The following is an 11,775-nucleotide window of genomic DNA, read 5'->3' as shown; positions in this document are numbered from 1 at the left end:
GATCATTCCCGAACGACGCGGTCTCCGAAGTGAAACGATCACCGGTGAGCTGCATACCGTCCCCGGAATCACCCGCAAAACGGATGATCACCCGGTCCAGACGGCGGATCTCCTTCTCGCCGGCCGCATGATCGGAGCGGGGGGCACGCTGTCCCCCGACGAGCGCCTCGCTGGCCTCATCGGCCTGTTCGGCTGGGCTACTGACCTGGCTGGTCACTGAACTGGACCTCCCTCGGGGCGGCGGCTCTGGGCCCGCCGGCCCGCCGACGGTCCCACTGCCCACCCTACGTCGGTAAGGGTCGCCTTCCCTGGACCGATCACATGATGGACGCCATTTTGGGACGCGATTCGATACTGGTTTGTCATGTTTTGCAAGCTCCCCAGCCGTTCGATGAAGACGCCGTGCAGTCATCCTTTGGTGCTAGGTCGTGCTCTCCGGTCCGGGGGCGCACTCACCCCCGGACCTGGTCACCGCGACAGCCGTGGCCGGCTCCCGAGGTGACCTCCATCAGGTATCTGACAGAGTGTCAGTCAGTCAGGAGTTCAGGTAGGTCAATACGGCCAGTACCCGGCGGTGATCCCCGTCACTGGGTGACAGCCCCAGCTTCAGGAAGATATTGCTGACGTGCTTCTCCACGGCACCGTCGCTCACCACCAGCTGTTTGGCCACCGCAGAGTTCGTCCGCCCCTCCGCCATCAGGCCGAGCACCTCGCGCTCACGCGGGGTCAGCCCGGCCAGGACGTCCTGCTTACGGCTCCGGCCCAGCAGCTGCGCCACCACCTCCGGGTCCAGCGCCGTACCGCCCTGTGCCACCCGGACCACCGCGTCCACGAACTCCCTGACCTCGGCGACCCGGTCCTTCAGCAGGTACCCCACGCCCCGGCTGGACCCGGCCAGCAGCTCGGTCGCGTACTGCTCCTCGACATACTGCGAAAGGACCAGGACCCCTATCCCGGGGTAGTCCTTCCGCAGCCGCACGGCCGCCCGCACCCCCTCGTCGGTGTGGGTCGGGGGCATCCGCACATCGGCGACCACCACATCGGGCAGCGCGTCCTGCCCCGCCAGGTCGCTCACCGTCTTGATCAGCGCCTCGGCGTCCCCGACTCCGGCGACGACGTCATGCCCGAGATCGGTCAGCAGCCGGGTGAGTCCTTCCCGGAGCAGCACCGAATCCTCGGCGATGACTACTCGCACCCTGTCCTCCACCATGAACCCGTTGCCCCCACTGTCTGCTGGTCCTGCCCGTACACACTCCAGCATCCCAGCATCGGCGGTGTGGTGTCCTCGGCCGCCGGGTGGACTTCATGGGTGGATCATGCCCGCCCCCGGGTGGATCTCACGGTTGGAGTCCGCCCGCTGTCCGGACCCCGCCCGTCGCCGCCGCGCGAACCGCACCCGCCCGGGGCGGGCCGCACTCGTCCCGGAGGGCCTCCGCTGTCCTCGCCACGCGGATTCCGGCCAGCTCAGCCTCGTCACACGGATTCCGGCCCAGCAAAGCCTCGTCACGCGGATTCCGGCCGAACTCAGCCACGCCACGGCAGCTCGGCCGTGATCCGGGTCGGACCGCCCTGCGGGGAATCCACGACCAGCACGCCGTCCACCGCGTCCAGCCGCTCGGTCAGCCCGGCGAGCCCGCTGCCCGCCGCCGCGTCGGCGCCGCCCCGTCCGTCGTCGGTGACCTGGAGCATCAGCCGGTCCGCCGCCCGCCACACGTCGACCGAGGCACGGGTCGCCCGTGCGTGCTTGCTCACGTTCTGCAACAGCTCGGAGACGGTGAAGTACGCGATCCCCTCGATCGCCTGGGCCGGCCGGGAGGCCAGATCCACCTCGACCGTGACGGGGACGGTGCAGCGGGAAGCGATGGCGGAGAGTGCGGCGTCGAGTCCGCGGTCGGTGAGGACGGCGGGGTGGATGCCGCGTGCGAGGTCGCGGAGTTCCTGGAGTGCGACCTTGACCTCGCCGTGGGCTTCGTCGACCATGCGGGCGGCGGCTTCGGGGTCGTCGGTCAGTTTTTCCTTGGCCAGGCCCAGGTCCATGGCGAGGGCGACGAGGCGGGCCTGTGCGCCGTCGTGCAGGTCGCGTTCGATGCGGCGGAGGTCGGCGGCGGCGGTGTCGACGACCACCCCACGGTCCGACTCCAGCTCCGAGACGCGGGTCGCCAGCCGGGACGGCCCGAGCAGCCCGGACACCAGAGCCCGGTCCACGCTCGCCAGACCACGGATGATCCACGGCGTGACGAGGACGAACACCAGGCCGAACGCACTGGTCAGAGCCATCTCGACGGAGGAGTCGAGGTGGACCTCGTGGCCCCGGTCGCCGTACAGCTGGACGCCGTTGCTTCCCACGTACGCCGGGAAGACCCACTGCCACAGCGGGTAGGTGAACGCGGTCCACCCGCACAGCCAGAACGTCACCGAGACGCCGAAGGCGAAGGTCGCCCACGGGAGGTACAGCAGGGTGTAGAGCAGATGGCGCCAGGAGGCCCCGCTCTTGAGGGCCGCGCCCATCCAGGACATCAGGCCGCCGGTCTTGCCGCGCACCGGCGCCGGAGCCGCCACGTCCAGCTTCAGCAGCCCGCGCGCCCGGGCCCGCTCCATCGCGCCGAAGCCCCGGCACATGGCCAGCGTGCCGGCCAGGATCGGCACCCCGAGGAAGGTGATCAGCATGCCGATACCCAGCGACGCCAGGGTGATCGAGAGGCTGAACAGGACCAGCCCGATCGGCAGGCCCAGCAGCAGGTAGGTGAACTCGCGCCAGGTCCGGCCCTCGACGGGCGCGCGCAGCGCGGCGGGGAAGAAGTGCTTCACCGGGGGATGGTCCCCGAAACCGGCTCCGGACCGCTGGTGGTCCCGAGTGTCCGGTCCGTATGCCGTGGCCATGGGTACTGTCCGTTTCGGTGGTTTGCGGCTGCTGCTGTGAGTCAGGTGCCGGGCCGGCTGCTCGGTGACTGCTCCGACCCCTGGGACAAGGGTGCTGTTTCGCGGGCCGACGCACCATGAGGGGGGTATCCCTCTTCGACCGGGGGTTTTCCCCACCCCCGCACGCCCGGGCCCGGCGCACTACTTCCGCGTGCGCACCTGCTCACGCTTCTGTTCGCGTCTGCTCTCGCGCTTCTGCCCGTGCGCCGGCGCGTGCGTCTGCTCACGATCCCGCCAGGGCAGCTCCGCCGTCACCGTCGTGGGTCCGCCGACCGGTGAGTCGAGGACGAACAGCCCGTCGACGGCGCCCAGCCGCTCGGCCAGCCCCGCCATTCCCGTACCGCCGTCCATCCGGGCCCCGCCCCGGCCGTCGTCGGTGACCTGGAGCAGCAGCCGGTCCCCGGAGCGCCACACCTCGACGGACGCCGAACGCGCCGCGCTGTGCTTGCTCACGTTCTGCAACAGCTCGGAGACGGTGAAGTACGCGATTCCCTCGATGGCCTCCGCGGGACGCCCCGGCAGGTCCACGCCGACCGTGACGGGGACGGTGCAGCGGGAGGCGATGGCGGAGAGTGCGGCGTCGAGTCCGCGGTCGGTGAGGACGGCGGGGTGGATGCCGCGTGCGAGGTCGCGGAGTTCCTGGAGTGCGACCTTGACCTCGCCGTGGGCTTCGTCGACCATGCGGGCGGCGGCTTCGGGGTCGTCGGTCAGTTTTTCCTTGGCCAGGCCCAGGTCCATGGCGAGGGCGACGAGGCGGGCCTGTGCGCCGTCGTGCAGGTCGCGTTCGATGCGGCGGAGGTCGGCGGCGGCGGTGTCGACGACCACCCCGCGGTCCGCCTCCAGCTCGGCGATCCGGCGCTCCAGCTCGTCGGAGGGCGAGAGCAGCGCGCGCACCATCGCCCGGTCCCCGTTGCTGAGGAGCCGCGTGATGTGAGGGAGGAGCGGCCACAGCACGAGGAAGCTCACGAGCGTCACCGCGAAGGTGAGTACACCCCAGGGCAGCCGGACGAAGGAGTACAGCACCGCCCGCCAGCCCACCGGATCCTTGACGCTCGACCACAGCCAGGAGAAGAACCCCTTCTCCCGGCGGGACAGATCCATCGGGCTCGGCTCGTCGATCGACACCCCGAGCAACGCCCGTGCCCTGCCCCGCTCGGCCTTGCCGATCAGCCGCGCCCCGTGCAGCCCGACGGCGAGCAGGGGCAGACCGATCACCGTGACCGCGAGTCCCACGCCGACACCGATCATGAACACGGTGTAGACGAACCAGACGATGGTCATCGGGAGATTGGCCAGAAGATGGCCGATCTCCTTCCAGGTCCACGGGTCGGGAATGAGTCGTGCGGGTGGTGGCCGGTCGTTGTCCGGCACCGTGGGGCTCATGGTCATATGCCCAGCCTGCCGGGCCGGACCGGCGCACGCCATGGGGCCCGTGGGTGGGGTGAAGTGGGGATAACCCCACCCCTGGCCCGATGCGGCTGCTTACCCTCTCTTTAACAGGGCCTAGACTCCCGTGCGTACGGATCACCGGACGGATTCGAGGGAGCGAGGGGCGGACGTGACGGAGCTGCCGGAATCGACCGTTCTCGCGTCGGACTACTTCCACGCCTATTCAGTGGTCGGACTGCTCGCCGTGATCGGCGTGCTGTTCGTCGCGGTCGCCTTCGGGGCCGGCCGGCTGCTGCGCCCCGTGGTCCCGACGCCGGAAAAACTCCTGACGTACGAGTGCGGCGTGGACCCGGTGGGTGAAGGATGGGCACATACCCAGGTCCGCTATTACGTCTATGCCTTCCTGTACGTGATCTTCGCCGTCGACTCGATCTTCCTGTTTCCGTGGGCGACGGTATTCGCCGCACCCGGATACGGGGCGACCACGCTCGTCGAAATGTTCATCTTCCTCGGCTTTCTGGCCGTAGGACTGCTCTACGCATGGAAGAAGGGCGTCCTCGAATGGACGTGACCAGCCCGCAGGCCGACGAGGGATCCGAACCCCGGCCCGTGCCGACCTTCCTGCCGGAGCCCAAGCGGCTCGGCGTCCTGTCACGCCTGGCGCCCGAGCCGATGAAGGTGGTCCTGAACTGGGGCCGCCGCTACAGCCTCTGGGTCTTCAACTTCGGGCTCGCCTGCTGCGCCATCGAATTCATCGCCGCCTCCATGGCCCGGCACGACTTCATCCGGCTCGGCGTGATCCCGTTCGCGCCCGGCCCGCGCCAGGCCGACCTCATGATCGTTTCCGGCACGGTGACGGACAAGATGGCCCCGGCCGTGAAGCGGCTGTACGAGCAGATGCCCGAGCCCAAGTACGTCATCTCCTTCGGCGCCTGCTCCAACTGCGGCGGCCCGTACTGGGACTCGTACTCCGTGACCAAGGGCGTCGACCAGATCATCCCGGTCGACGTCTACGTACCCGGCTGCCCGCCCCGGCCGGAGGCGCTCCTCCAGGGCATCCTCAAGCTCCAGGAGAAGATCGCCCGGGAGTCACTGGGCGAGCGGTACGCGACGGGCGGCGGCCGCCCCTCCACCACCGCACTCCGCAGCGGCCTGGTGGCCGCCCCGCCGGTCCCGGGGAAGGGCGACGCATGACCACCACTCCGACCCCCGACGAAGCCCCCGACGCCTACGACCGCCTGCCGGACGCCGCCGCCGAGTTCTTCGGCGAGGAGGCGACGGCCCAGTACGCGTACGACCTGCTGACCGTCGACGTACCCGCCGCCTCCTGGATCGCGGCCCTCGAAACGGCCCGCGACCGGCTGGGCTGCACGTATTTCGACTGGCTGAGCGCGGTCGACGAACCCGGCACCGGCTTCCGGGTCTGCGCCCATGTCGCGGCCCTGGCCGAGGGCAGGGTCCGCCGGCTCCTGGTCCGTACGACGGTTCCGCACGAGGCGGCGGTCCTCCCCACCGCCATCGACGTCTACGCGGGCGCCGCCTGGCACGAGCGTGAGACGCACGAGATGTTCGGCATCGGCTTCGAGGGTCACCCGCACCTGGTGCCGCTGCTGCTCCCCGAGGGCTTCGAGGGCCACCCGCTGCGCAAGGACTTCGTGCTGGCGGCACGCGTCGCGAAGGCATGGCCCGGCGCGAAGGAGCCGGGCGAGTCGGAACACGGCGGCCCGAAGCGGCGCACGATGCTGCCGCCCGGAGTCCCCGACCCGAACGAGTGGGGCCCCCTGAAGGGCCAGCTCCCACCCGCCCCGTCCCGCCCGACCCGCACACCCCGTGCAGCAGGTGACCGCCCGGCACGCCGCACCCGCAGCGCGAGCGAGGGCTCGGCCGCCCAGCGAACGACAGCGACGGCTGCGGAAGCGGGCACGGGCGTCGGCACGGGGACCGGTGCTGGCGTCGGCACTGGCGCGGGTACGGGTACGGGTGCGGGCACTGGCGCGGATGCCGGCACAGGTGTCGGTACGGAATCGACGTCCAGCCCTGCGACACCCAGGCCCACGACTCCCCGTTCCTCGACCCCGCGTCGCACCCGCAGCGCGAGCGAGGGCTCGGCGAGCCAGCAGCGGGCGCGGGACGCGGCGGAGCCGGGTACGGAGTCCGGGGCGGGGTCTGAGGCCGGTACCGGGGCGCGGACCGTGCCGGGGACCGAGCCCGGGGCCGGGGCGCGGACGGAGCCGGGGACGGAGACCGGGGCCGGGGCGCGGACGGAGCCGGGGACGGAGACCGGGGCCGGGGCGCGGACGGAGCCGGGGACGGAGACCGGGACAGAGGCCGGCACCGGCACTGGCACCGGAGCCGAGCCGAAGGCAGGGCCCGGAACTGGGGGCAAGCCGGGTGCCGGGGCAACGACGGAGCCGAGGACCGGGAGGGAAGCCGGGACCGAAGCCGGGACCGAGCCGGAGGCCGGGGCAGGAGCCGAGCCAGGGACCGGGCCCGGAACCCGGCCAGGGCCCCAGCCCGGCGCCGGGGCCGCACAGCAGAACCCCGAGGCCGCGACGAGCGACGCCCCGTGGCACCACGCCCGCCCGGCCTTCGACACGGATTCCTCCGAGCCCGTCGCGGGTACTCCTCAGCCCCTCCGGCGGTTGAGGAGCGGGGGTCCGGGGGCGGAGCCCCCGGTTCGGGACGGGGCGGGCAGGGGAGACGCCCCGCGCAGCGGCACCCCCACCCCTACTCCCGACACCGAAACCGACGCCACCCCCGAACCCGAGCCCACCCCCTCGGCGCCCCCGGAAGCCGGGGATGCCGGGGAAACCGCAGAGACCCCGGAAACCGCACAGACCCCGGAAACCCCGGAAACCCCCAACCACCCCGCCGGAGGCGATACCGCGTGAACGACGTACTCGACGTCGCCCTCCGCCTGGTCATCGTCTTCGCCGTGTTCATGGTCCTCCCCCTCGTCGTGGGACAGACCGAGCACAAGGTGATGGCCCACATGCAGGGCCGCCTCGGCCCCATGTACGCGGGCGGCTTCCACGGCTGGGCCCAGCTCGTCGCGGACGGTGTGAAGTTCGCGCAGAAGGAAGACATCGTCCCGGCCCGGGCCGACCGCCGTATCTTCCAGCTCGCGCCGGCCGTCGCACTCCTCCCATACCTCCTCGTACTCGTCGCCATCCCGATCGGCCCCGGCGAGGGCGCGGTCGGACAGGTCGTCGACGCGGGAATCTTCTTCGTGCTCGCCGTGATGGGCGTCGGCGTGCTCGGCTCGCTCATGGCCGGCTGGGCCTCGGCCAACAAGTTCTCCCTCCTCGGGGGCCTGCGCACCGCCGCGCAATTGCTCGCGTACGAGCTGCCGATGCTGCTCGCCGCCGCATCCGTCGCGATGGCGGCCGGCACCGTCTCCCTTCCGGGCATCCTCGACGCCTTCGAGTGGTGGTGGCTGCCCTGGCAGATCGTCGGCGCACTGGTCTTCTTCGTGGCCGGCCTCGCCGAGCTGCAACGCCCGCCGTTCGACATGCCGGTCGCCGACTCCGAGATCATCTTCGGCGCGTACACCGAGTACACCGGCCTGCGCTTCGCGCTCTTCCTGCTCGCCGAGTACGCGGGCATCGTCGTGCTGTGCGGACTGACCACCGTCCTCTTCCTCGGCGGCTGGCACGGCCCGTTCGGCGCCGACGGACTCGGCTGGGTCTGGACGCTGCTCAAGACCGCCGTACTCGCCTTCGTCGTCATCTGGCTACGGGTGTCCTACCCCCGGCTCCGCGAGGACCAGTTGCAGAAACTCGCCTGGACCACGCTCATCCCGCTCGCTCTCGCGCAGATCGCGCTCACCGGCATCGTGAAGGTGGCGATCAACTGATGGCCGCGCCGCTCCCGCCCTCCCGGCCCCGCATCCCCGGCTCCGGCCTGGCCAAGGGCCTGGCCGTCACCCTGCGGACGATGACGAGGAAGACGGTCACCGCGCAGTACCCGGACGTCCAGCCCGAACTGCCGCCCCGCTCCCGCGGCGTCATCGCGCTGTTCGAGGAGAACTGCACGGTCTGCATGCTCTGCGCCCGTGAGTGCCCGGACTGGTGCATCTACATCGACTCCCACAAGGAGACGGTGCCCGCCGCGGCCCCGGGCGGCCGCGAGCGCAGCCGCAATGTGCTCGACCGCTTCGCGATCGACTTCTCGCTCTGCATGTACTGCGGTATCTGCATCGAGGTGTGCCCCTTCGACGCGCTCTTCTGGTCGCCCGAGTTCGAGTACGCGGAGACGGACATCCTCGAACTCACCCATGAGCGCGACAAGCTCCGCGAATGGATGTGGACGGTGCCGGAACCGCCCGCGCTCGACCCGGGCGCCGAGGAGCCGAAGGAGATCGCCGCCGCCCGCAAGACGGCGGAGAAACTCGAAGCCCAGCGCGCCCAGGAAGCCCAACAGGCCCAGCAGAAAGCAGAGGGGCAGGAGTGACACTCGCAGCCACCGCGGCGCACGCCGCTCTCGCCGCGCGCCCGGCCCCCTCCGGCTTCCTCTCCCCGACCGGCGTCGAGATCGCCTTCCTTCTCGTCGGCATCGCCACCCTCGGCGCGGCCCTCGTCACCGTCACGACCAAGCAGTTGGTGCACGCCGCCCTCTGGCTGGTCGTGGCGCTCGGCGGTCTCGCCGTCGAGTACCTCCTGCTCACCGCGGAGTTCATCGCCTGGGTGCAGGTACTGATCTACGTCGGTTCCGTGGTCGTCCTCCTCCTCTTCGGGCTGATGCTCACCAGGGCCCCCATCGGCCGCTCCCCGGACGCCGACTCGGGCAACCGCTGGGCGGCCCTCGCGGTGGCCGTCGCAGCCGCCGGCGCGCTCGTCTGGGTCGTCGTCGACGCCTTCCGCACCACCTGGATCGACCTCGGCGGACCGGCCCAGGGCTCGACCGAGGCGACCGGCTCCTTCCTCTTCCGGCACTGGGTACTGCCCTTCGAAGCACTCTCCGTCCTGCTGCTCGCCGCCCTCGTCGGCGCGATCGTCCTGTCCCGCAAGCGCGGTAAGGAGCAGAGCTGATGCACCTCGCCTATCCCGCCGTGCTCGCCGCCCTCCTCTTCTGCACCGGGCTCTACGGCGTACTGGCCCGCCGCAACGCGATCCTGGTCCTGATGTCCGTCGAGCTGATGCTCAACGCCGTCAACCTCAACCTGGTCGCCTTCGACGTCTGGCTCCGCGACGCCCTGCACTCCGGCCAGGCCCTCACCCTCTTCACCATCGCCATCGCGGCGGCCGAGATCGGCATCGGCCTGGCGATCGTCCTCGCCGTGTACCGCAACCGCGGCAGCTCGGACATCGACCGGCTCCGCGACACCGCCGAGACCGACGCCGCCGAAGCCCTCCCGGACGACGAGTCCGACACCGGAACCGGCACCGAAGACCAGGCCACTGCTGCGGCAGGGAAGGCAAAGAAGGCAGAGGCCACCGCGTGACCACCACGACCCTCGCCGTCCTCGTCCCCCTCCTTCCGTTCCTGGGCGCCGTGGCCGGCCTCCTCCTCGGACGCACCGCCCCCGGCTTCGTACGGCCCCTCGCCGTACTGCCCACCTTCGCCGCCGCCGTCATCGCGGCCGTTGTCGCGGCCCGCCAGGGCGGCGGCCGGGCCATCGACGCCGCGACCCAGCTCACCCCCACCGGCTCGGTCCCGATCGACCTCGCGCTGCACCTCGACGGCTTCGCCGTCCTCGTCGCCCTGCTGGTCGGGCTCGTCGCGACCTGCGTGCAGATCTACTCGACCGCCTATCTGCGCGACGACCCCCGCTACCCCTCGTACGCCGCCCTCGTCTCCCTCTTCACCTCCGCGATGCTGCTCGTCGTCTACTCCGGCGACCTGATGGTGCTGCTGGTCGGCTGGGAGATCATGGGCATCTGCTCGTACTTCCTCGTCGGCCACTACTGGGAGACGCCCGAAGCCCGCGCCGCCTCCCTCAAGGCCTTCCTGGTCACCAAGCTCGGCGACGTCCCCTTCCTGATCGGTCTGTTCGCGCTCGCCGCCGACACCGGCACCTTCCGTATCACCGGCATCCTGGGCGCCGTCGCCAACGGCGGCCTGGACCACCCCACCCTCATCGCGCTGCTCCTCCTCGCGGGCGTCGCCGGCAAGTCGGCGCAGTTCCCCCTGCACACCTGGCTGCCCGACGCCATGGCCGGCCCCACCCCCGTCTCCGCGCTCATCCACGCCGCGACCATGGTCGCCGCCGGCATCTACTTCGTGGCCCGGCTCCTCCCCGTCTTCGCCGAGTCCGGCGCGGCCCTCGTCGTACTCGCCGTGATGGCGGCGATCACGATGATCGGCTCGGGGCTCGCCGCCCTCGCCCAGGACGACATCAAGCGGGTCCTCGCCTACTCGACGATCGGTCAGCTCGGCTACATGGCCGGTGCCCTGGCCGTCGGCGACCGCGGGGCCGCCGTCTTCCACCTCCTGTCCCACGGCGCGTTCAAGGCCGTCCTCTTCCTCGCGGCCGGCGTCGTCATCCACGCCGCCGGGACCAACTCACTGGCCGCCATGTCCCGCATGGGCGGCCTGACGAAGCGCGTCCCGGACGCCTACTGGACGATGACCGTCGCCCTGCTCGCGCTCGCCGCCATCCCCCCGTTCGCCGGCTTCTTCTCCAAGGAAGCCGTGCTCGTCGCCGCCGAGCACACCGCGCTCGGGGACCGGCACGTCGCCCCGGCCGCCGCCGGCTGGACCGTGCTCGTCGCCGGACTGCTCGCCGCCGTCCTCACCGCCGCCTACGCCACCCGCCTCTGGCTCCTCGCCTTCCGGGGCCGCGGCGCCGAGGCCCCCGACCACGGCAGGCAGCCCGTCGCCATGACCGCGGTCCTCTGGGTGCTCGCCGTCCCCACCATCGCCTTCGGACTGACCGTCGGCACGATCACCGACTGGTTCGACGGACACGCCCTCGCCCCGTCCGTGACCACCGCCGTCCTCTCCACGGGCGTCGGCCTCGTCGGCGGCCTGGTCACCTACGGCGCCTGGCGCCACACCTCGGCGCTCGCCGCCCGCACCTCCGTCGGCACCGTCGTCGCCCACCCCGACGCCGAACCCGCCCTCGTCGAGGCCCAGGCCATGACGGCACACACCGCCGCCTACGGAGCAGCCGGGGACGCCCCCGACCCGGCCGACCCCGGCCGCCTGCTGCTCGGCCCGCTGCACCGCCCGGCCGCCGCGGGCTTCCACCTCGACGCCCTGTACACGGCGCTGTTCGTCCGCCCCGTCCAGGCCGCGGCGAGCCTCGTCCGCTTCCTGGACCGCGAGGTCGTCGACACATACGTACGAGGCTCCGGAGCCGTCGCACGCGGGCTCGGCGCCGCCGTCCGCCGCGCGCAGACCGGCAATGTGCAGACCTACCTCAGCGCACTGCTCGCCGGTTCGCTGGTCCTGGCGATCGCCGCCGTCGTCTTTGCCAACGTCAACGCCGGGTCGTGAGCCGTGATCGATATCAGTGAATCCGTG

General features: G+C 71.4%; 11 protein-coding genes and 1 pseudogene. 8 read left to right on the top strand and 4 right to left on the bottom strand.

The window, feature by feature from the left end; translation table 11 throughout:
* The 4 genes and pseudogenes from ACFVH0_RS37885 to ACFVH0_RS37870 all read right to left on the bottom strand — a co-directional run.
* Window positions 1-217: pseudogene (locus ACFVH0_RS37885) on the bottom strand (2-oxoglutarate ferredoxin oxidoreductase subunit alpha); the annotation flags it as partial.
* 318 nt (window positions 218-535) lie between these two features.
* On the bottom strand, window positions 536-1,210 hold the full coding sequence (locus ACFVH0_RS37880) for a LuxR C-terminal-related transcriptional regulator (RefSeq protein WP_385827854.1): 675 nt from the start codon (window positions 1,208-1,210) through the stop codon (window positions 536-538).
* A 314-nt stretch (window positions 1,211-1,524) separates the two neighbouring features.
* A complete protein-coding gene (locus ACFVH0_RS37875) occupies window positions 1,525-2,880 on the bottom strand; it encodes a sensor histidine kinase (protein WP_385827852.1) in 1,356 nt (451 codons plus the stop codon).
* Window positions 2,881-3,060: 180 nt separating this feature from the next.
* Window positions 3,061-4,308 (bottom strand): sensor histidine kinase, encoded by a 1,248-nt coding sequence (locus tag ACFVH0_RS37870; protein WP_385827850.1) that lies wholly within the window; start codon window positions 4,306-4,308, stop codon window positions 3,061-3,063.
* A gap of 169 nt (window positions 4,309-4,477) precedes the next feature.
* Here ACFVH0_RS37870 and ACFVH0_RS37865 point away from each other — a divergent pair, with 169 nt between their 5' ends.
* The 8 genes from ACFVH0_RS37865 to ACFVH0_RS37830 are packed head-to-tail and all read left to right on the top strand — an operon-like array spanning window position 4,478 to window position 11,748.
* On the top strand, window positions 4,478-4,879 hold the full coding sequence (locus ACFVH0_RS37865) for an NADH-quinone oxidoreductase subunit A (protein ID WP_259928579.1): 402 nt from the start codon (window positions 4,478-4,480) through the stop codon (window positions 4,877-4,879).
* Entirely contained in the window at window positions 4,870-5,502 is a 633-nt protein-coding gene (locus ACFVH0_RS37860; RefSeq protein WP_385827848.1) for an NADH-quinone oxidoreductase subunit B, read from the top strand. Before ACFVH0_RS37865 ends, ACFVH0_RS37860 begins: the two co-directional genes overlap by 10 nt.
* The gene (locus ACFVH0_RS37855) at window positions 5,499-7,199 is read left to right on the top strand and encodes an NADH-quinone oxidoreductase subunit C (protein WP_385827847.1); all 1,701 of its coding nucleotides are present in this window, start codon (window positions 5,499-5,501) and stop codon (window positions 7,197-7,199) included. Before ACFVH0_RS37860 ends, ACFVH0_RS37855 begins: the two co-directional genes overlap by 4 nt.
* A complete protein-coding gene (locus ACFVH0_RS37850; protein ID WP_385827845.1) occupies window positions 7,196-8,164 on the top strand; it encodes an NADH-quinone oxidoreductase subunit H in 969 nt (322 codons plus the stop codon). Before ACFVH0_RS37855 ends, ACFVH0_RS37850 begins: the two co-directional genes overlap by 4 nt.
* Complete coding sequence (locus tag ACFVH0_RS37845) at window positions 8,164-8,760, top strand: NuoI/complex I 23 kDa subunit family protein (protein WP_385827843.1); 597 nt, start codon at window positions 8,164-8,166, stop codon at window positions 8,758-8,760. The genes ACFVH0_RS37850 and ACFVH0_RS37845 overlap by 1 nt, the downstream gene beginning before the upstream one ends.
* Entirely contained in the window at window positions 8,757-9,338 is a 582-nt protein-coding gene (locus ACFVH0_RS37840; protein ID WP_385827841.1) for an NADH-quinone oxidoreductase subunit J, read from the top strand. Before ACFVH0_RS37845 ends, ACFVH0_RS37840 begins: the two co-directional genes overlap by 4 nt.
* Window positions 9,338-9,751 carry an NADH-quinone oxidoreductase subunit NuoK gene (gene nuoK / locus ACFVH0_RS37835; RefSeq protein WP_266689163.1) on the top strand — a complete coding sequence of 138 codons (414 nt, stop codon included), beginning with the start codon at window positions 9,338-9,340 and terminating at the stop codon, window positions 9,749-9,751. Before ACFVH0_RS37840 ends, nuoK begins: the two co-directional genes overlap by 1 nt.
* Entirely contained in the window at window positions 9,748-11,748 is a 2,001-nt protein-coding gene (locus ACFVH0_RS37830; protein WP_385827839.1) for an NADH-quinone oxidoreductase subunit L, read from the top strand. Before nuoK ends, ACFVH0_RS37830 begins: the two co-directional genes overlap by 4 nt.
* Window positions 11,749-11,775 lie beyond the last annotated feature (27 nt).

This window comes from Streptomyces sp. NPDC127117 (assembly GCF_042677325.1).
In the GTDB taxonomy this organism is placed as follows: domain Bacteria; phylum Actinomycetota; class Actinomycetes; order Streptomycetales; family Streptomycetaceae; genus Streptomyces.
This window is presented reverse-complemented; position numbering and strand designations above follow the sequence as displayed.

What these genes read in the sequence shown, in the direction of transcription:
- ACFVH0_RS37870 (WP_385827850.1), bottom strand. Translation starts at nt 4,308, where the DNA reads ATGACCATGAGCCCCACGGTGCCGGACAACGACCGGCCACCACCCGCA.
- ACFVH0_RS37860 (WP_385827848.1), top strand. Translation starts at nt 4,870, where the DNA reads ATGGACGTGACCAGCCCGCAGGCCGACGAGGGATCCGAACCCCGGCCC.
- ACFVH0_RS37880 (WP_385827854.1), bottom strand. Translation starts at nt 1,210, where the DNA reads ATGGTGGAGGACAGGGTGCGAGTAGTCATCGCCGAGGATTCGGTGCTG.
- ACFVH0_RS37855 (WP_385827847.1), top strand. Translation starts at nt 5,499, where the DNA reads ATGACCACCACTCCGACCCCCGACGAAGCCCCCGACGCCTACGACCGC.
- ACFVH0_RS37875 (WP_385827852.1), bottom strand. Translation starts at nt 2,880, where the DNA reads ATGGCCACGGCATACGGACCGGACACTCGGGACCACCAGCGGTCCGGA.
- nuoK (WP_266689163.1), top strand. Translation starts at nt 9,338, where the DNA reads ATGCACCTCGCCTATCCCGCCGTGCTCGCCGCCCTCCTCTTCTGCACC.
- ACFVH0_RS37845 (WP_385827843.1), top strand. Translation starts at nt 8,164, where the DNA reads ATGGCCGCGCCGCTCCCGCCCTCCCGGCCCCGCATCCCCGGCTCCGGC.